The organism is Streptomyces sp. NPDC001292 (assembly GCF_042896465.1).
GTDB lineage: Bacteria > Actinomycetota > Actinomycetes > Streptomycetales > Streptomycetaceae > Streptomyces.
This window is the reverse complement of record NZ_JBIAXG010000011.1, coordinates 1-18,824: the sequence shown is the minus strand read 5'-3', so window position 1 is coordinate 18,824 and position 18,824 is coordinate 1. Positions and strand designations below refer to the sequence as shown.

At 68.5% G+C, this 18,824-nt stretch carries 14 protein-coding genes and 4 pseudogenes; 11 read left to right on the top strand and 7 right to left on the bottom strand.

The window, feature by feature from the left end; genetic code table 11:
* Positions 1-197: 197 nt before the first annotated feature.
* Positions 198-566 carry a CGNR zinc finger domain-containing protein gene (locus ACFY4A_RS14535; RefSeq protein WP_390829776.1) on the bottom strand — a complete coding sequence of 123 codons (369 nt, stop codon included), beginning with the start codon at positions 564-566 and terminating at the stop codon, positions 198-200.
* A gap of 216 nt (positions 567-782) precedes the next feature.
* Between ACFY4A_RS14535 and ACFY4A_RS14530 the strand changes: the two genes are divergently transcribed.
* Entirely contained in the window at positions 783-2,081 is a 1,299-nt protein-coding gene (locus ACFY4A_RS14530; protein WP_390829775.1) for an MFS transporter, read from the top strand.
* Here the strand turns inward: ACFY4A_RS14530 and ACFY4A_RS14525 are convergent.
* Positions 1,993-2,523, bottom strand: a pseudogene (locus ACFY4A_RS14525) (hypothetical protein); the annotation flags it as partial. The gene ACFY4A_RS14530 and the pseudogene ACFY4A_RS14525 overlap by 89 nt on opposite strands.
* A 504-nt stretch (positions 2,524-3,027) precedes the next feature.
* Here ACFY4A_RS14525 and ACFY4A_RS14520 point away from each other — a divergent pair.
* Both ACFY4A_RS14520 and ACFY4A_RS14515 read left to right on the top strand, forming a co-directional pair.
* Positions 3,028-3,222, top strand: a pseudogene (locus ACFY4A_RS14520) (AAA family ATPase); the annotation flags it as partial.
* 97 nt (positions 3,223-3,319) lie between these two features.
* Positions 3,320-3,838, top strand: coding sequence for an SMI1/KNR4 family protein (locus ACFY4A_RS14515; protein ID WP_390829774.1), 519 nt, complete (start codon positions 3,320-3,322; stop codon positions 3,836-3,838).
* Positions 3,839-3,862: 24 nt separating this feature from the next.
* Here the strand turns inward: ACFY4A_RS14515 and ACFY4A_RS14510 are convergent, their stop codons facing one another.
* Both ACFY4A_RS14510 and ACFY4A_RS14505 read right to left on the bottom strand, forming a co-directional pair.
* Entirely contained in the window at positions 3,863-4,069 is a 207-nt protein-coding gene (locus ACFY4A_RS14510) for a hypothetical protein (RefSeq protein WP_390829773.1), read from the bottom strand.
* Positions 4,066-4,380, bottom strand: coding sequence for a transposase (locus tag ACFY4A_RS14505; RefSeq protein ID WP_390829772.1), 315 nt, complete (start codon positions 4,378-4,380; stop codon positions 4,066-4,068). The genes ACFY4A_RS14510 and ACFY4A_RS14505 overlap by 4 nt, the downstream gene beginning before the upstream one ends.
* Before the next feature lie 238 nt (positions 4,381-4,618).
* Here ACFY4A_RS14505 and ACFY4A_RS14500 point away from each other — a divergent pair.
* Positions 4,619-4,735, top strand: a pseudogene (locus ACFY4A_RS14500) (hypothetical protein); the annotation flags it as partial.
* 296 nt (positions 4,736-5,031) lie between these two features.
* Here the strand turns inward: ACFY4A_RS14500 and ACFY4A_RS14495 are convergent.
* On the bottom strand, positions 5,032-7,065 hold the full coding sequence (locus ACFY4A_RS14495) for a hypothetical protein (protein WP_390829771.1): 2,034 nt from the start codon (positions 7,063-7,065) through the stop codon (positions 5,032-5,034).
* A gap of 892 nt (positions 7,066-7,957) precedes the next feature.
* Entirely contained in the window at positions 7,958-8,110 is a 153-nt protein-coding gene (locus ACFY4A_RS14490; RefSeq protein WP_390829770.1) for a hypothetical protein, read from the bottom strand.
* Between the two features lie 510 nt (positions 8,111-8,620).
* Between ACFY4A_RS14490 and ACFY4A_RS14485 the strand changes: the two are divergent.
* A pseudogene (locus ACFY4A_RS14485) lies at positions 8,621-8,803 on the top strand (helix-turn-helix domain-containing protein); the annotation flags it as partial.
* 48 nt (positions 8,804-8,851) lie between these two features.
* Here ACFY4A_RS14485 and ACFY4A_RS14480 read toward each other — a convergent pair.
* Positions 8,852-11,059, bottom strand: a complete 2,208-nt coding sequence (locus ACFY4A_RS14480) for a DUF4838 domain-containing protein (RefSeq protein WP_390829769.1) — start codon at positions 11,057-11,059, stop codon at positions 8,852-8,854.
* A gap of 497 nt (positions 11,060-11,556) precedes the next feature.
* On the opposite strand from ACFY4A_RS14480, the gene ACFY4A_RS14475 reads away from it, so the two are divergent.
* The 6 genes from ACFY4A_RS14475 (at position 11,557) to ACFY4A_RS14450 (ending at position 18,155) form a co-directional block, all read left to right on the top strand.
* Positions 11,557-12,699, top strand: a complete 1,143-nt coding sequence (locus tag ACFY4A_RS14475; protein ID WP_390829768.1) for an ROK family protein — start codon at positions 11,557-11,559, stop codon at positions 12,697-12,699.
* 177 nt (positions 12,700-12,876) lie between these two features.
* Positions 12,877-14,364, top strand: coding sequence for a sulfatase-like hydrolase/transferase (locus ACFY4A_RS14470; RefSeq protein ID WP_390829767.1), 1,488 nt, complete (start codon positions 12,877-12,879; stop codon positions 14,362-14,364).
* Positions 14,365-14,423: 59 nt separating this feature from the next.
* Positions 14,424-15,251: an ABC transporter permease gene (locus ACFY4A_RS14465; protein WP_390829766.1), complete on the top strand. Its 828-nt coding sequence runs from the start codon at positions 14,424-14,426 to the stop codon at positions 15,249-15,251.
* A gap of 4 nt (positions 15,252-15,255) precedes the next feature.
* Complete coding sequence (locus ACFY4A_RS14460; RefSeq protein WP_390829765.1) at positions 15,256-16,038, top strand: ABC transporter ATP-binding protein; 783 nt, start codon at positions 15,256-15,258, stop codon at positions 16,036-16,038.
* Positions 16,035-17,048 (top strand): aliphatic sulfonate ABC transporter substrate-binding protein, encoded by a 1,014-nt coding sequence (locus ACFY4A_RS14455; protein ID WP_390829764.1) that lies wholly within the window; start codon positions 16,035-16,037, stop codon positions 17,046-17,048. Before ACFY4A_RS14460 ends, ACFY4A_RS14455 begins: the two co-directional genes overlap by 4 nt.
* Positions 17,049-17,117: 69 nt before the next feature.
* The gene (locus tag ACFY4A_RS14450) at positions 17,118-18,155 is read left to right on the top strand and encodes a formylglycine-generating enzyme family protein (RefSeq protein WP_390829763.1); all 1,038 of its coding nucleotides are present in this window, start codon (positions 17,118-17,120) and stop codon (positions 18,153-18,155) included.
* The last annotated feature ends 669 nt before the right edge of the window (positions 18,156-18,824 follow it).

The window sequence follows — 18,824 nt, the reverse complement described above, 5'->3', positions numbered from 1 at the left end:
CGATGGCGGTGCCGTTGGTCCATCCGGCTTGCCGTCGCGCTCGGGGCCTGCGCCGCAGGTGAGATGGCCGAACCCGCCCTGCCCGCCCCGCATCTCCTCGCACCCGGATAGGCGACGGCTCGCTCCAACCGCCGCCGGGTCCGGTGATCCGGGCGCGGACCGGTCGGGCCGGTACGGCCGAGGGCACCGGCGTCCGCTCAGCCCTCGGGTTTCTGTGTGGCCTTCTTGGAGCGCATGCGCTTGACCTTGGCGATGCTGCCGCAGGCTCGGCCCGTTTCTCCGGCGTACATGCTGCACCAGGTGCGGGAGTTGTTCCGGGACTGGTCGTAGAAGACCCAGCGGCAATCCGGGCACGCCCGCAAGCGGCGCCATCGCTGTTCCAGCACCAGTTCGACGGCCAGCCTGAGGATTTCCTCCCGCGCGGTTCCAGCTCCCCGGAACGCAATCCCGCCCTCTCCGACTCGGACCGTCTGCGGGAACTGCTCCAGCCAGGAATCCAGGCGTCCACAGGCGCGGCCCTCCACATCCGCCCGCAGGTCATCCCGCAGCCGGACAAGATCCGCCACCTCCTCCGCACCAGGGGGCGGTACCCGGATGAAGACCTTCCGCCAGATGTCGGGAGATGCAGCCAGCTCAGGAAGAGTCTCCGTCGGCACACGGGTGTCGTTCGGGATCGACCAACTGTTCAGGAAGCACCGAAGCTCTTCCACCCTGGGGTCAACGCCAGTCGCAACCATGCAAACAGCATAGGCGGTAAACGGCGACTGTTACCATTTATTTTTATGACCGGTAACACTGAGGGTGGCGCCCTCAAGCCCAGCTACCGCAACGTCCTGGCCTTCCCTGGCCACACAACCTGGTACGTCGCCGCCGCCCTGGTGCGGGCACCCGTCGTGATGGCACCGCTCGCCCTGGTCTTTCTCGGCTACACAGCCCAGTCGTTCACCGTCGGCGGCATGCTCGCCGCAACCCACGCCCTGGGCGAGGCCGCCGCAGCGCCCTTCATGGGTCGCCGTTTCGACACCCGCCCCTTCACCAGACAGCTCCGCCTCGCGCTGAGCATCGAAGCCCTCGTCTTCGCCGCCCTGGCCATCAGCGCCGCCCGCGCCCCTCTGCCTGCCCTGCTGGCCCTGGCTTTCCTGGCCGGCGCTGCCGCTTCCGGCGCCCCCGGCGGTATGCGCGCACAGCTCTCGGCCACTACACCCGAACACCTGCGCCCCACCGCGCTGAGCTTGGAAAGCTTCCTCGGGCAGTCGGTCTGGGCCATCGCCCCGCCTCTAGCCTCCCTGTTGTATGCCCAGTTCTCCGCCGTCGGCGCGCTGCTGGTCATGGCCGCCTTCTCTGCGGCCCCCGTCCTGTTCGCCCACCGCATTCCCCACACGGCCCCCGCCCCGCCCGACACAGCACAAAATCAGCACCTCGTGCGCACGGCCAGCCTCCTCCGCCTCGCCTGGCCCACCGCCCTGCTGTCCGCGGCAATCATGTTCCTCATCGGCACCGCGGACGTCCTCCTGCCCGCCCGGTTGCAGGACACCGGCGCCTCCCCCGCACTGGCCGGGCCGGTCATGACCGCCTTCGCCCTCGCCAGCGCCCTCGCCGCCCTCCTCTACGGCATCCGGCGCTGGCCCGGCACACCGTGGGGCCAGACCCTCGCCCTGCTGCCGGCGGTGACCGCCGTATTCGCCCTGCCCGCACTAACCGACAATCCCTGGGGCCTCGCCGCCGTCTTCGCCATCGGCGGCTTCCTCTACAGCCCGCTGATGGTCATCCGCAATCTCGCCCTCCAGCAACGCCTGCCCCAACCCGCCTGGGCCACCGGGTTCTCCCTCCTCTACGCGGCCGCCGGTCTCGGCTACGGCGCGGCTGGGCTTATGGGTGCGATACTCCTGCACATCGCCGACTCGGCCACAGCGTTCCTCGCATGCGCTGTGACCACCGGCCTGTTCGGTGTGGCCTCCCTCATCGGTGAACGCCTCTCCTCGCCCCGTACCCTCACCGCCGTCCCCAACAGCACCCCCCTCGCCGCAGCGCAGGCGACGACCCCACCTCCCGGAATCCAGCACCGGCGAACAGTCGGCTAGCTTGATCTTTCTGGCGCAGGTCGAGTCCGTCCAGCAAGCGGCGCAAAGGCGGGGATCTCGTCGCTCTTCGCCTCGACCTGCCGCTGGGGACGACGGCCTGGGAGGTGTGCAGGACGGCGGCGAGCAGGTGCACGGCGGCGCCGTCGGTGCGGCTGCCTCGCACGGTCTTGCCCTCCACGGCCAGTCCGGTCGGCGTGGGCGTGAGTTCATCGATGGGATCGGTGGCCAGACGGGCGAGCCAGGTGCCCACGGCGTCATCGAGGCATCGCCGTCGAGGCGACAGGGGCCGGCCCAGGGTCGTGGCGACCGGGGTGGCTGCCTCGAGCCCGAGGCGCCTGCGCAGCTCAGGGCCGCTGTCGGCGGCGAAGCGGGCGATACAGGCCAGAGAAGTCGCGCCGCTGAGCACGGCGACCAAGCACAGGGCGAGCAGGGCGCCGAGGCGGTAACGGCGCCCCGGACGCGCCGCGGGTCCGGGATGTGGTCCAGCACCTGGCCAGGGCGGGCAGTTCGGGCAGGTCTACAGGCGGGCACGGCAGCTCGACGCCCTCAAGTGGCGCACGAGGATACGGATCGGGAAAGATGACACGCGAACTCGACCCCTGTTCATGACCTTTGGCTTCGACAACCTTGATCATCAGGAGTCGCGTTCGTTACTTCCAGCCGGGCCAATCCGCCACAGCTCACCTATCGGGTGAATCGCTCACCTCATCACGTGAGAACGCATCCGCCCTGGCTCGACTTCGCCCTGGTCCTGAAGTTTTTCGAGCAGGAGGGCCGGTTCCCGGAGTTCGTCAAGGAGGTCCCGCAGGCCGCGGTCGAGTAGGGGCGCCCAAGTATCCGCCGGGGAAAACAACGATATGGCTCTCATGACGCCTGAGCTGCCCTGATACGCCTAGTGCCCCCTCTACCCGTGGAGCGGAGCCCGTTTGTCGTGCCTTGAGGTGCGCTGTACCGGCACGGCGTCGAACTGCTTTTTCAGGTCCTGACCGAGCGCGAGGAGAAGAACAGCGTCGCGATCGCCTCCAACGAGTCGTTCGACTGGAGCCGCACCTTCAACGGCACCATCATCGAGACCGGCACTGACTCCTGCCGCCTCGCCAGCACACGAGCCCGGGCAGAGGAACCCGCCAAGGCCGGCTGAGTGCGATAGTTGCCGATCTTGACTTGAGCGACGAGGGGGCTGAGGGACATCGGAACGAAAACCGATGCTAAAAGATTGTTGCATGTGGGTTCAGCGAGTGATCGAACTGACCGGGTGGGAACCGCTCGGGATCTCCGTCGACTGGGCGGCGATCGAGGGAGAGCTGAGGGTTCCGCTGCCGGCGGACTACAAGGAGCTCTACGAGGCGTTCGCCGGGGGCGTCTTCAGTGATTCCGTCTACTTTCTGGGGCGCGACGAGGGTATCGCCTTCGACTTCCTCACGCAGTGGCGAGGGGACCTTTCGGTCGATCAAGACGGAAGGTACGGTGATGTTTCTGCTGTGGATCCCTACTCGGTTTACGCGCCGGGAGGTAAGGGCCTCGTCACCTGGGCGTCCACGGAATGGGGTGACCAGTACTGTTGGCTGATCGACACCCAGCGGCCCGATGAGTATCCCGTCCTCGCGCGAGCCGAGGACAACGAGTGGCGCCGGTACGACATGTCCACGTCGGAGTTCCTCTATCGCGTCCTTGCCGATGCTGATTTCCAGCCGTTCGGGATCGCGCAGTACGACCTCGGCACGACGTTCAAGCCCGCCTGCGGCGACGATGAGTGACGGTGTGTCGCATCTGGACCCGAGCTAGGATGCGCCGTAGGTGCCGCGGGACTCGCCGTGGACCTCGCGGATCTCCTCGGCCAGGAGCCGGTCCTCGCGCTGCCGGGCGGCCCAGGCCTCAAAGCCGGCGAGCCACTTGTAGTAGCTGGATCGGTTCAGGTCCCGAACCTGGCAGAGCCGCTTCACGCCGTAGGCGTCCCGGTTGTCGTGGACGAGCTGGAAGCGGCTCACCAATTCGTCTCTCCGGCGAAATACTTGGCCGCCTTGCGGAGTATGTCCCGCTCGGTGGCGAGCTTCCATTCACTCGCCTCGAGCTCGGCCACTCGGGCCTCCAGCTGACGGATCCGCTCGTCCGGATCGGCGGACGGCGCCGCCTTTCCGGCCTCGGCCGGTGTCTTCCCCTCCGCTGGGGAGGCGGTGGCGGTGATGCCGCGGCGTTCGCGGTCCCGCAGGACCCACTCGCGCCGGGTGGCCCGGTTGATGCCCAGGTCAGCGGCGATTCCCTTGTAGGTCGCCCCGGGCGTGGACTCGTACAGGGCCACGGCATCGGCCTAGATCACAGATCGCCGTCGCCGACCAAGGCGGCGGAATCGGCGTGAACAGGAACGTGCCCAACGGGCGGATGCCGATACTGGGGGTCATCGGGGATCTTCCGGCGGGCACGCCGGTGGCATTCGAGGCGGCCTTCGGCTGGGGCTGGCTGGTAGAACTGCTCCGGGAACATGACTTCGCGCCGCCCCTCTCCATCCGCTGCAGTGCAAGGCCATTGGCTCGGCACGGTTGGAGAACGACAAGGTCGACGCGGCCACCCTGGCCCATCTGCTGCGGGCCGACCCGCTGCCCGAAGCGTGGATCGCCCCGCTGCCGGTCCGACAGCAACGGGCCATGCTGCGGCACCGGACCCAGCTGGTGCGGCTACGGACCCTGTTGCGCAACCGAATCCACGCCGTACTGGCCTCGCCAACCGCAAGAACTGCGGCTCCCACGGTGGCCGGCCACCCAAGTTCGACAAGGCCGACTACAAGGAACGCCACGCGGTGGAGTGGGGAATCAATCGCCTCAAGCGGCACTGCGCGGTCGCCACGAGATACGACAAGCTCGCAGTCCGCTACGAGGCGACCGTGCCGGTCGCAGCCATCAATGAGTGGCTGTGACCAGCACTTTCGAAACGCACCCTAGGGGCGTGCAGACGGCTACCGGACTGTCACCACGGCCGGTTCGCTCTCGGTCCCGTCGGGGGCCACCGCCACGAGGGCGACGCGGGTGCCCGGGCTGACGGCGTCGAGGACGTACGCGTCGCCGGAGATCCGGCCCAGCCACTGGGGCGACGCACCGGCCGTCCGCAGGTCGTAGTACCAGACCCTGTCGCGGGCCGACCGCCAGCGCAGCCCCACGGTCAACCCGCTGCCGCTGTCGCTGGGGGCGCTCGCGTCGACGCGAAGTCCGGTGGGTGTCGACGGCTGTTGCGCCGCGCCGCGCGCCGCGATCCGCAGCTCGCCGACGTACACGGTGTAGTCGCCCAGGGGCGCACCGGAAGGCGCCACCACACCCACGGAGACCGCGGTGATCAGTGCGCCGCGGCGCGGAGCAGCTTCGAACTCGATCCGTCGCCACCCGTTGGCGTCCGCTCGTCGGCCTCTCGCCGTCAGCCACACTGTGTGGTCCGGGGCGTGGGCGTAGCTGACTCCCAGGCGCACGAGTCCGGTCGAGCCGAGTGAGCCGTCGCGGACGAGCAGGGACACCACCACCGGCCGGTCGGCGTCGATGGCGGTCTTGAACAACCGGGCCTCGGTGCCGGCGCATTCGCTCAGCGGACCGCTGAGGCGAAGAGAGTTGCCGCCGTCGTAGGCCACAGAATGGTCGTAGTCGATGTGGAGCAGTTCCTTGGCGCCGGTCGTCCCGTCCAGGTCGCGGGTCCACCACTGCCAGGTCGGCAGCACGTCCTGGATGCTCATGCTGTACCAGACGCGCTGTCCGGCCGGGGCTCCGCGCAGGAAGAACCGATCGCCCTGCCCGGTGTTGAAGCGGGTGGTGAACGGCAGCTTCGCGATGACCGACCGCTCCGGGACGAAGTTGGCGATGCCGTACTGCGGCACCCAATGCGGGCTCAGCACCTGCTCGACGGTGGGATGGACCGGTGTGGCGGGGATGGCCGGGTTCTCCGCTTTGCCCGACCAGAATCTGCGGTCCGCGATGTGGACCGCCTCCTGCAGCGCCGACAGGTCGGCCGCCTGCGAGCCGAGTTGGGCCCGGGTACGCCTGACCAGTCGGTCGGACTGGCTAAACAGCGCCAGACTTGCCACCGGCGGCCGTTCTCCGTTGAGTGGGATGACCTGGTCGGCGTAGTAGTCGAGGGCGTTGGCATGCACCCCGTCGTTCTCCTCCCCGATGTCCAGGGCGAAGAACAGCGTCCGGAAGGGGTCCAGTCCGCGCTGTTCGGCGAGTGTCACCGACGGCGCGACGTAGTCCCCGCTGTGCGCCCAGTCGGCTTCGGCGAAGCCCTGCGGCCAGGCGTAGTTGACGAAGATGCTGTCGACCTTGCGCCCGGGGACGATCCAGCCCGCGTTGTGCTCGTCGAATCGGTTCTCGTACTCGCCCGAGCCGTCCGTCCACAGCGCGTCGTAGATCTGCAGGTAGAAGGCGGGCATGCCCTTCGCGTACGCGCGGGCGTGCATTGACTCGAACATTGCGGCAAGGTCATCGGCCTGGCCGCGGCTGATCGTCATTCCCTCGATATTGAGGAAGTACCCGTCGTACCCGAAGTAGGCGGCGAGGTCGACAAGCTTGTCGCCGACCAGGTAGCCGCCCTTGGAGTCCTGGGCGATGAAGTCCGTGACCGCGCCCGGTGTCGCTGAGAAGTAGGGCTGGAAGACGGTCCCGAGAGCCAGAGCGCCGTTGCGGTGGGCGGCGTCGACGCACGCCGGGTTCGGGATGCTGTCCGTCCGGCCCGAGAGGCCCATCCAGTCGCCCACGTAGTCCTGGTACTGGGCGAACCTGGTGATGTACGGGTACTGGTCGAAGCCGTAGCGGGTGTGGCGGAAGGACGGCGCGCCCGCCTGGATCGGCCAGTAGAAGGTGTTGAGGCTGAGGATCTGCGGTCGCGGGCTCAGCCGCGGGTTGGCCTGTGCCGCCGCCGGGAGGTCGATCCGGCGGGCGCACGGCACCTGGCTGCGCATGTAGGCCGCGTTGGGGTCGGCGGCGATGTCGTAGTCCAGGAGGGCTTGCACGCCCTCGGGGCTGTCCGGCTGCAGTTCCGTCTGGGTGGGGGGAAGCTCGGGGCGGCGCCGGCGGGCGCGGCGCCACGCGGCTGCGGCACCGCGGCGGCGGCCGTCTGGCCGCCCCAGGTGCCCGCCGCGGTCGCCGCCAGCGTCGCCCCTGCTGTCGCGAGGAAACCGCGCCGGTGCATGGTGAAGGGTAACTTCGACTCTCTGCTGGACATTTCAGTCCCTTTCGTCGGATGGATGGGTGCCGTCACAGCGAGGCCGGGGCACTTGCGCCCGCCTTCCCGGTAGAGGTCGATCGGCACGTCGTAGTCCAGCCGGAACACGGTGGCCTGCGGGTCCAGGCAGTCCTCAGGGACACTGGTGTAGAGCATCCCCGGCACCCCGTCCAGGCTCGGCGTGGCGCGGAAGGTCAGCTCCCGGTTTCGCGCCGACGACCGCGACCCGCGGCGGGGTACCGCGCATTCGATCGTGTCCACCGGCCGGTCGAACGCGAAGAGCGGCCCAGTGCACCGCGACGTCGATCGGTAGAAGTGAGTGAAGCAGCAGCACGGCAGCAGGGTCAACGCATTGGTCCAATGTTTCCAGTCGACGCATGAATGAAATGACCGATGTCGCCACATATTCCGAGCAATACACCCGATGCTCTGGGCTGCGGCCTCCAAGCCGGGCCCGTGTGCCTATCTACCCCGAGCACAGCCGCGCAGCAAAGCCGGCTCACACCAGGCTGACCTGGTGCCCCACGGGGCCGCCGAGTGACCGGCGGCGACCCCAATAAGACTGGCAATTTGCCCCGCATGACTTACAGATCGCTGAATCACGCTTGGAAGCAGGAGAAAAGTGCAAGCGCACGAGGGCGCCCGGCAGGTCTGGCCGGGCGCCCTCGTGGGGCGGGCCGTCAGGCGGTCCTGCTGTCGTACAGCACGGGGTTCAGCGGCGTCCGAAGGATCTGGCCGACATCCGTGTCGGGCATCCAGCCGAGGTCGCAGGTCTGGTGGTCGTTGGTGGGCTGGGCGACCCGGATGTCAGCGTCCACGTAGATCACAGTCATGACACGGTGCGGCACCATGCCGCGGTTCGGGCCCGCGTGGTGGAAGGTCCAGCCGCGGTGGAAGCCGGCGTCGCCGAGGGCGAAGGGCTCGACGACGTCCTCGAAGTTCTGCTCGGCTTGCTTCAGCCGTGCCTCGGACTCGTCGGAGATGGGGAGGCCGCGGCCGTAGGAGAAGTTGTGGCTGCTGCGGGCGTAGGCCAGCGGGCCTATGCCGAGCGGGGGTCTCCTGGAGCGGCAGCCAGATGGTTAGGCAGCGGTCGGAGGACAGCGGCTACTGGTCGGCGTGCCAGGGGGTGATGCCGCCGCTTGGCTCCTTGTACAAGGCCTGGTCGTGGTTCAGCGCACGGCGTGCACGCCGAGGAACTTGGCCGCGATGCCGGCCAGTCGGCGCGAGAACACCAGCCGCTGGACCTTCTCGTTCTCCCGCCACAGGTTCGTCACACGACTACTCGTTGGGACAGGGCATGAGCTGGCGGGCGTCGACCCGACGGGCAGGAGCAACTCGCGGCGATGCAGCGGCACCTGGCCGACAACCTGTCCCGTCCCATGACGGTCCGCGATGTGGCGGCTGCCGTTCACCTGTCGGAACGACATGCCGAGCGGCTGTTCCGGGAACAGACCGGTGCCTCGTTGATGACGACCGTACGCCGGATGCGGCTCGACCTGGCCGCGGTCCTGCTGCTCGACACAGACACCACGGTGACCGGCTTGCCGTCGCCGTTCTGCCGGCGAGAACCGTTTCTACCGGGACACAGTGATGGTGCACTGAGTAGACGTCAGTCCGCCGCCGTCGGCGGCGAAAGCGACAGTGACGGCGTAGTTCCCGGGTGCGACGTCGGTCCCGGCGCTCAGGCGGACCTTTTCCGAAGCCTCGAGCGGGCCCGAGGCTCGCAGACGGCCTTGGGGGCGCTCGGCGGTGAGTCCCTGGGGCGTGATGAGTGTCCACTCCACGTCGTGGCCCTGGAAGTCTACGTCCTGCGCCGTGATCGTCACGTCGACGGAAGCCCCCTGGCGCACGGTGAACTGGATCTGCGGCAGGTAACCCCACGCCGGGGAGCGGTACTGCTTGGCGATCTGCGCCCGGGTGACCTGTTCGCCGTAGCGCGGGGTGGTGTAGAGCGACTCGAGCTGGATGCCGTTGAAGCGGTGCCGCTGGGTCAGCTGGCGGTGGCGGGCCATTGCCTGCTGCTTGCCTGCCTGATCGTTGGCCTGGGTGTACCGGCTGATATCGATATCGGCCAGGGCGAGTTCGCAGCCCCAGGCGAGCCGGTCGAGGACGATCGCGGCGGCGCTGGTCCCGTCGGTCTTCGCTCGCGCCGCGGCGACATCGATCGCGGCAGCCTGGTACTTGGAGCGCAGGGCCGCCCCTTGGCCAGGCGTGTTGAGGACGTCCGGGTCGTCCGCGGTGCGCAGCAGGTAGTCGGCCATCTCCGGAGCTGCGGGCCCGAACCGCGCGGGCAGGTAGCTGCTCGTGAAGTCGTCGTAGGTCAGCGTCGGATCCCATGCGCAGCGGGCGCCGAACAGGTGGATCGCCTCGAACTGCAGCCAGTTCGCCGGTTCCGAGTACATGCCGATGCCGTTGACGCCGACGCTGCGGTACACCTCCGCGTCCTGGGCGAGGATCCCGATCGGATTGCCGAGCTCGCGCCAGCGGTAGCGGCGCGAGTAGTCGTAGATCGCCAGTGTGCCCGGGTGGGTCGCGCGCCACCGACGCAGCGCGTCCAGGTAGCGCGCGTTGACGGACGAGGACGGATCGCCGAGCGGGACGGCGTACGTCCGTCCGTACGCGGCGAAGTCGATGAGCACCGTCGGGTCGAACGTGTGCCCGGCCGTGGGCGTGTCCAGGCCGACGTCGTATGCGATGCGCTCGACCTGGACGTGGAGTCCGGCGTCGGCGAGGGCGGCAACGAGCTTGTTCACAACGTGAACTTCGGCGTTGGTGACGGTGCCGAACTCGGCGAGGGTGGCCTTCGGCCACGTCGCCCCGTCCGGCGGCCAGCAGTCGAAGATGGCGATCTCGGGCCGGGCCCGCAGGTAGGTGACGACGTTGGCGATGTACTGCGATACCGCCGCGTCGTCGTGCACGTTGAAGACGTTGACCCCGAGAGTGTAGTACTGTGGGTAGTCGGCCCGGCGGAGAAATGCGTCGTACCCGTGGCCGCCGACTTCCACGATGATGCCGCGCTTGGCGAGTTCCGGTGCCATCCCTGCCGCGAAGTCCTCGTAGCGTGTAACTCCGGCCCCGTAGTAGTCGTACGGGAAGACCAGGACGTTGAGCCGCTGCTTGCCCATCCAATCGATCAGCGCGGTGAGGCTGGACTGGCTGATGCTCCAGCCCTCCTCGATCGCCTTGCGCCGGACCGGCCAAGGTGGAGTGACCACGCTGGTCTGGGCGCGGACCGTGATGTCGCCGGTCTGCGGTACGGTCTCGGCGGCACCCTGGTAGTAGCTGAACTGCGGTGCGAAAAAGCCGACTCCGAACTGCTCCAGTAGCGCGTACGTCGCGTACACCACGCCGCGGTCGCCCACACCGCTCAGCAGCACGCCGTGCGGCGTGGCGCTGACCAGGTAGCTGTCCGTGACCTGGTCGCGCAGCCTTGTGTCGGCCTTGGCCAGCCACTCCGGCGGGACGGTGGTTGCCTGGCGTCGGCTGCCGGGCAGCACGAGCACTCCGGAGGTTGCCGTCTGCGGCTGTTCGGGCCGTGCACACAGGACCTGGAGGCGGGCACCGCTCATCCGCTCTACGTAGTCGGCCAGTTCAGTGGCCGCGAACCGTGCGGTGGCGCCGCCCCACCACAGCACCGTCGCCTTGCCAAGGCCGTTGTGGACGAGCGGGAACGTGGCTTCGGACCCGCTGTCGTCCGCCGCCCGGGACGGCGTCCCGATAGTTGTCATGGCGACGGCTCCGGTCACGCCGGCGAGGAACGATCGACGCTTGAGGTGTCGCATAACGCCTCCTGGTGTCGGGCATTGCGTGTCATGGATGGGGGCGGGTACAGCGCTGGCCGGCGCCTTGTGCGGGTGACGTGCGGTGTTCACCGTCCGCAGAGGAGGCTCGTACGAGCGTCGGGCGGTGCGGGGTCCTGCGGTGTGTGGCGAGGCGGTGGCGGAACAGGCCCAGAAATTATTCCGAAACCGGATCGTATTGAGTACGAGGCAAGGACGGCAAGAGGGCTACACCGGAATCCCGCCCCGGGCGGTTGCAGCCGGGCCGCTTTTTCCAGCCGCGATCTCTGTGCCCGGCCGTCGCCCCCGTTCCCAGCCCCATGGCGACCCGTGTGTCAAAGGTGCCACGGGGGTGTTGGCCGGAACGGACGGAGTGTGATCACCACGGTTCGTCCGCCACCACGGAATCACGACTCGCTGCGCTGGAAGGCCCTGGCCACGAAAGCGGCGATTTCTTCCAGACTTTGCCCGAATAACGAACAAGGGCGCATCATGCTGCGGTGACTGCTACTCCTGCCCGCCGCAACAGGTCGGCCTACGACGATCTCGTTCTCGCAGAGCTGCGCCGATCGGGGGCGCTCAGCCGCACCGAGCTGAGCCGGCGCACCGGCCTGCCCAAGACCACGCTGTTCAGCATCGTCGCCGGACTGCTCGAAGGTGGTGTCCTGGTCGAGCAGAGCGCCGACGACACCGCAGCGCGCGGCCGCGGTCGGCCGGCGACCCGGGTCGTGCTCAATCCTTCCGCCGGCCTGTACGCGGGGTTCGACATCGGCCGCAGCCGGATGCGCCTGGTCATCGTCAATACCTCGCACGAGGTGGTGGCCAGCGGCATGCACGACCTGCCTTCCGCGGTGCGCGCCGACGTAGTGGCCCCGGCGGCGGCGGATCTGCTACGGCGGGCGGCCGGTGAGGCGGGGGTCGCCCCGTCGACGCTGACCGCGATCGGCGCGGGCCTCGTCGGAATCGTCGGCGTCGAGTGGAAGCCCAGGGAGATCGAAGCGCTGCGGACGCGCATCGCCGAGGAGTTCGGTGGGCCGGTGGTGCTGGGCAACAACTCGCGCGCCGCGGCCCTGGCCGAGGCGACCTGGGGCGCGGGACGCTCGGTGGAGGATCTTGTGTATGTGCGCTGGTCCACGGGAATCGGCGGCGGATTGGTCGTTGGGGGTCGAGCCGTGGCCGGGGCGCACGGGTGTGCCGGTGAGATCGGCCATGTGAGCGTTGATCCGGGTGGGAAGCCCTGCCACTGCGGTGGCCGGGGCTGCCTTGAAGGAATTGCCGGGGGCGCGGTACTGCTGGAGCAGTGCGCCCGACAGGGTCTTGCCCTTTCCGACCTGGACGCCCTGGTCTCCGCGGTGCGCAACCTTTCCCCGACGGCAACCCGGGTGGTCTCCACCGCTGCCGACAGGCTGGGCCGGGTACTGGCCGGGGCTGTGGCGCAGCTGGACCCCTCACGGATCGTGGTGGGAGGGGAGTTGGCGCAGCTGGGGTCGCTGGTCCTGGACCCGATCCGCCAGGCGATCAGCCGGCTGGCCCTGCCGCGTGCGACGGGACGGGTCGATGTTGTGCAGGCGGATCTGGGAGTCAACGCGGCGGCTCTCGGGGCGGTGGCGCTACTGCTTCGGGAGGAGCCGACAAGGGCGTGAGGACCGTCGGCGATTACAGGGTCGCCGACCTCTTGTGGACCAGACCTCCCCTAAATATGATCCGATCCAGGAAAAAAGGGCTGCCGAGAACTCTCCGCCACCTCTTCCTGCGGCCCGGCCTGACGCGCTGTCCCACTCGCTCCTCCCTCAGAGGCCGATCGGAAGGTCCGTCTGCCTGTGTCACCCCGAAACCTCCTGTTCCTGATGACCGACCAGCACCGGGTCGACACCTTGGGCTGCTATGGCAACACCACCATCAGCACTCCCGCGCTCGACTCCCTCGCAGCCGAGGGCACCCGGTTCGACAGCTTCTACACCCCTACCGCCATCTGCACCCCGGCCCGCGCCTCACTGTTCACCGGGCAACACCCCTTCCGCCACGGCCTGCTGGTGAATCCCGAGCGCAACGGCGGCGGACGCGACGAAGTCGAGGACGGTTCGCCGGTGCTCTCCCAGCCGCTGCTGGCGGCAGGCTACAACATGGGCCACGTGGGCAAGTGGCACATCGGCCGCGCCCGCGGTCCCGAGTACTACGCGATGGACGGGGAACACCTTCCGGGGGCGCTCAACCCCGTCCACCATCCCTCTTACGAAGCATGGCTGGATGCCAAGGGCTACCCCCGCTTCGCGGTCAAGGACGCGGTATTCGGCTCGGCGGCGAACGGCACCGGCCGCGGTCACCTGATCGCCGGCCGCCTCCAACAGCCGCCCGAGGCCACCGTGGAGGCCTACCTCACCGACAAGACCCTCGAGCTGCTGGACCGCTACGGGGACGCCTGGCACACCGAGGGCAAGCCGTTCATGCTGTCCTGCCACTGGTTCGGTCCTCACCTGCCCTACCTCATCCCGGACGAGTACTACGACATGTACGACCCGGCATCGATACCGCTGCCGGCCTCCATGGCCGAAACCTTCGCCGGTAAGCCAGACGTTCAGCGCCACTACTCCGCGTACTGGTCGGCGGACGAATTCGACGCCGACACCTGGCGCAAGCTGATCGCCGTCTACTGGGGTTATGTGACCCTCATCGACCACCAGGTCGCCCGCCTCCTGGACGCGCTGAAGGCCCGCGGCCTGTGGGAGGACACCACCGTCGTCTTCACCGCCGACCACGGCGAGTTCACCGGCTCCCACCGGCTCAACGACAAGGGCCCGGCGATGTACGAGGACATCTACCGCATCCCGGGAATCGTGCGCGTCCCCGGCTGCCCGCCGCAGGTCCGCGACGACTTCGCCACTCTCATCGACCTCAACCCCACGGTCCTGGGGCTGGCCGGTCTGCCCGCACTGGAACCCTGCGACGGGGCAAGCCTGCTGCCGGTACTGGCCGGCGAACCGGCCGATGGCACCCGCGAGCAGGTGGTCACCGAGTTCCACGGCCACCACTTCCCCTACTCGCAGCGGATGATCCGCGACCGCCGCCACAAGCTGGTGTACAACCCTGACAGCGTCAACGAACTCTACGACCTCGAAGCGGACCCGCACGAACTGCACAACGTCCACGAAGCACCCGCGTACGCCGGCGTTCGGCGAGAACTGACGGCGCGTCTCTACCAGGAGCTCCTGCGCCGGGGCGACCCCGCCTACACGTGGATGAGCTACATGTCCGACATCGGCGGCGGCCGCGCGCCCGACGTCGACGGCGTGGCGGATGAGGTGGCATGAAACAGCACGCCACATCCACCGCGCCGACCCGGTGGTCGGGCCATTCAAAGAACGTCCCCATGGCGACAGGCGAAGCCCTCAACCCCGCACCGCCCATGGCCGGCAGCGCAGACAATCCGGCCAGGCGGCTGTCCCAAGTCCTCAGCCTCCGTGGTTCTCTGCTCTCCCTGTGCTCCGCGGCGCTCGGGCTACTGGTTTGGACTGTCCTCGCCCGCAGCAGCATCCAGGGCTTCCCCGGGCCCTTGTCGGTGCTGAGCCGCGGATGGGAGCTGATCCGTGGCGGCATCCTCCTCGACGACCTCGGCGCCAGTCTCAGGCGCGTCCTCACCGGCTACGTCATCGGTGTGGTCCTCGCCGTACCAGTCGGCTTCGCCATGGGCTGGTACCCGATCGTCCGCCGACTGATCGAGCCCTGGCTGCAGTTCTTCCGGATGGTTCCGCCCCTGGCGGTCATCCCGCTGGCCATCGTGCTCATGGGCATCGGCGAGACTCCGAAGGTCTTCGTCATCTTCCTGGCCGCCTTCCTCTCCTCGGTGGTGTCGACCTTCCAGGGTGTGGTGTCGGTGGACCTCACACTGGTGAACGCCGCCCGGGTGCTCGGCGCCAAGGACAGGCGGGTGTTCCTCGGCGTGGTGGTGCCCGCCTCCACCCCCTTCATCCTGGTCGGCATGCGGATCGGCCTGGGCGCCGCCTGGGCCACCGTCGTCGCCGCCGAACTGATCGCAGCCCAAAGCGGGCTCGGCTTCCGGATGCAGCAGGCCCAGCTGTACTACGACCTGCCCACGATGTTCGTCCAGCTGATCGTCATCGGCGCCGTCGGTCTGGCCATGGACCGGCTGCTCCTGCTTGCCGAACGCCGGCTGACCGGGTGGCAGGAAAGGAGATAGCGCCATGCCCTCCATCGAATTCCGCGAGGTCTGCCGTGACTTCGGCACCAAGGCCGGCGGCTTCCTGGCCCTGGACAACGTGAGCCTCACCATCGAGGACGGCGAGTTCGTCACCGTCGTCGGCCCCTCGGGCTGCGGCAAGAGCACCATGCTCAACATCGCGGCCGGCCTGCTGAATGCCACTGGCGGGTCAGTCACGGTCGACGGCGAAGAGGTACGCGGACCCAGCCCGGAGCGAGGCGTCATCTTCCAGCAGTACGCGCTCTTCCCGTGGATGACCGTCACCGAGAACGTCGAATTCGGCCTGAAGGTCGCCGGTGTCGACCGGACCGAACGGCGGGCCACAGCCCAGCGGATGATCGACATGGTCGGCCTGGGCGACTTCGCCGACGCCCTGCCCAAGACCCTGTCCGGCGGCATGAAGCAGCGGTGCGCCATCGCCAGGGCGTACGCCGTGGGTCCCAAGGTCCTCCTCATGGACGAGCCTTTCGGCGCACTGGACGCCCTCACCCGGGTCCGCATGCAGGATTCGCTGTTGGAGACCTGGAGCCGGGACCGCCGCACGGTCATGTTCATCACCCACGACGTCGACGAGGCGGTCTACCTCGCCAGCCGAGTCGTGGTCATGGCCGCTCGCCCCGGGCGCATCCACCGGATCATCCCCGTCGAGCTGCCGTATCCCCGTACCGAGGAGATGCGCCTGTCCGCCGAGTTCGCCAGCCTACGGCGGCAGGTCTGGAACGCCGTCTACCACCAGCCGAGCATGCTCGAAGGAACCACCTCATGAAGCGCAGAACCACCGGCCTGTGGGCCGCCGCCACCGTTCTCGTCCTCGTCACATCCGCAACCGGCTGCAGCTCCACGTCCTCCTCGTCCTCCGGCAAGACCACCTCGGTCACCTTCGGCTACATCGCGGACTACAGCGGCTCGGCCGCCCTCGCGGTCGCCGCCAAGCAGGGCCTGTGGCAGAAGGCGGGGCTGAGTCCCGACCTCAAGGCGTTCACCAACGGCCCCCTGCAGGTCCAGGCGCTCGGCGCCGGCGACCTCGACTTCGGCTACCTCGGCCCGGGCGCCCTGTGGCTCCCGGCCTCCGGCAAGGCCAAGATCGTCGCAGTCAACATGCTCGGCCAGGCCGACCGCGTCATCGCCCGCCCTGGCACCGGTATCACCAAGCCCGCCGATCTGAAAGGCAAGAAGGTCGCCGTGGCCGAGGGCACCTCCGGCGACATGATCCTCAACCTGGCGCTCGCGCAAGCCGGACTGAAGCCGTCCGACATCACCCGGGTCACCATGGACCCGAGCACCATCGTCACGGCCTTCTCCTCCGGCCAGGTCGACGCGGCGGCCATCTGGTACCCGCTGATCGACACCATCAAGAAGCAGGTGCCCGACCTGACCGAGGTCAGCCGCACCGAGGACTACTACCCGAAGCTGACGTTCCCCAACGTCTTCGTAACCCAGCCCGACCTGCCCGGAAAGAACCCGACGCTGGTCCGCAAGGTCACCTCCGTGCTGCGGCAGGCGGACGACTGGATCAGCGCCCACCCGGAGGAATCGGAGAAGGTCACCGCCGACTTCCTCAAGCTGCCCGCAGACCAGCTCGCCGGCTCCACCAAGTACGTGAAGCTGCTCTCCTCCAAGAAGCTGACCGACCTCACCGCCAACGGCACCGTCGACGGCTGGTTCAACGGCCTGGCCGACGTCTTCACAAGCATGGGCAAGCTCAAGTCGCCCTCCGACGCGAAGGACTACTACCTGGGCGACCTCTACAAGGCGGCAGGCAGTCCACAGCAGTGACCTCGCCGGCGGCCCCCGGCCCGCCGGTCCATCCGATGCCGCCACGTGCGACCGAGAAAGGATTCCGCGATGCCCGACATCATTCCTCCGGGCACGCCCCTGCCCTCGGCCGGCGGCGGTGCGTGCTGCGGCCCGCACCGCAAGCCTGCCAGGACGGACACCTTGATCCCCGCCGCCGTGCCGGCGCACGTGACGGACCCGCTCCCTTCCCCCGTTCCCGTACGGGAGCGCAAGGAGATCCTGCGAGGTATGGTCGCCATCCCCGGCGGCACCTTCTGGATGGGCGGAAACGACCCCGACGCCGTCCCCGGCGACGGCGAGGGCCCGGTTCGGCAGGTGACGCTACGGCCCTTCCACATCGACGCCACCGCCGTCTCCAACTCCGAGTTCGCCGACTTCATCAAGGCCACCGGGTACGTCACCGAGGCCGAGCGCTTCGAGTGGTCGTACGTCTTCGCCGACTTCGTCCATCCCGACGCCCGCAAGCACGTCATCAACGGCAGCGTCCTCGGCGCACCGTGGTGGCGCGCGGTGCGCGGCGCCTGCTGGCTGGCCCCGGAAGGGCCCGGCTCCTCGATCGACGACCGTCAGGGCCACCCCGTGGTGCACATCTCCTGGCACGACGCCGCCGCCTACGCCGCCTGGGCCGGAAAGCGGCTGCTCACCGAGGCCGAATGGGAGCGGGCCGCGCGCGGGGGCCTGGAGCGCAAACGGTTCCCCTGGGGCGACGAGCTCACGCCTCAAGGCCAGCACCTCTGCAACATCTGGCAGGGCGAGTTCCCCCACCGCAACACAGCCGAGGACGGCTACCTCTCAACCGCCCCCGTCAACGCCTTCCCCCCCAACGGTTACGGACTCCACAACATGACAGGCAACGTGTGGGAGTGGTGCCTCGACCGGTTCAGCCGCAACTGGCACGCCGCCGATACTCCACAGACCCGCATCGCCCCGACCGGCCCACCCAGCGGTAGCACCCGCGTGATGCGCGGCGGCTCCCACATGTGCCACCGCTCCTACTGCAACCGCTACCGGGTCGCCGCCCGCACCTCCAACGCCCCCGACAGCTCCGCCGGTCACATCGGATTCCGGTGCGCCTACTCCGGCTGACCCGCATACACCGCGACGCTCTTCGCCGAGTCGCCCGATTCCGTCTCCCGGTGCCGCCGAGCACCGAAAGACCACAGCGAGATACCGGCCACCCGGCTGGACCCCGCCGACGAGGAGAGTCCAAGGCGTCGGCACCCGAACGTCCCCGCCGTGCCGCCCATGGATGCGGCAAGCGCGCCCTCGTCGGTTCCCAGCCGCACACCTGCCGCCGAGGCCCGCCGACCGGCCGGACGGGCCCTGCGGCCTCTCACGTCGCGGTAGCACCACCTGTCGCACCCACGTCGCAACAGGAGGAACACTCGTCGCCATGCTGGAGTACAGGAGACCAAGTCCACCCGCACGAAGTTCGTCCGGGTGGAGCTGGCGTTTCGCCGTCCCGGCTCTACTCAGACGGCGGACACCGCGACGAGGTCGGCGACGATCGCACCCGCTTCCCCAACGGCCATGCATTCAAGGCATACGCAGGCTCTGCACTCATTTGCTAACCGTCCATCAGGGAGTCAAATCCGGCTGAACAGTCAGGGGCCGACAAACAGGCGAAGGAGCACCATGCTGTCAGACGGGCTGGGACTAAGAAGGCTTCTCGAAACCGAGTGTGGGGGCTGGGTTGTGCTGATCAGGCATGGTGCGGGGTGGGTGAGGTAGGTCCGGTGCGTCCGTGATGGTGGC

Bases quoted from the DNA above. Each gene is read 5' to 3' on its own strand.
- ACFY4A_RS14460 (WP_390829765.1), top strand. From the start codon at position 15,256: ATGCCCTCCATCGAATTCCGCGAGGTCTGCCGTGACTTCGGCACCAAG.
- ACFY4A_RS14455 (WP_390829764.1), top strand. From the start codon at position 16,035: ATGAAGCGCAGAACCACCGGCCTGTGGGCCGCCGCCACCGTTCTCGTC.
- ACFY4A_RS14450 (WP_390829763.1), top strand. From the start codon at position 17,118: ATGCCCGACATCATTCCTCCGGGCACGCCCCTGCCCTCGGCCGGCGGC.
- ACFY4A_RS14465 (WP_390829766.1), top strand. From the start codon at position 14,424: ATGGCGACAGGCGAAGCCCTCAACCCCGCACCGCCCATGGCCGGCAGC.
- ACFY4A_RS14530 (WP_390829775.1), top strand. From the start codon at position 783: ATGACCGGTAACACTGAGGGTGGCGCCCTCAAGCCCAGCTACCGCAAC.
- ACFY4A_RS14480 (WP_390829769.1), bottom strand. From the start codon at position 11,059: ATGCGACACCTCAAGCGTCGATCGTTCCTCGCCGGCGTGACCGGAGCC.
- ACFY4A_RS14490 (WP_390829770.1), bottom strand. From the start codon at position 8,110: ATGACTGTGATCTACGTGGACGCTGACATCCGGGTCGCCCAGCCCACC.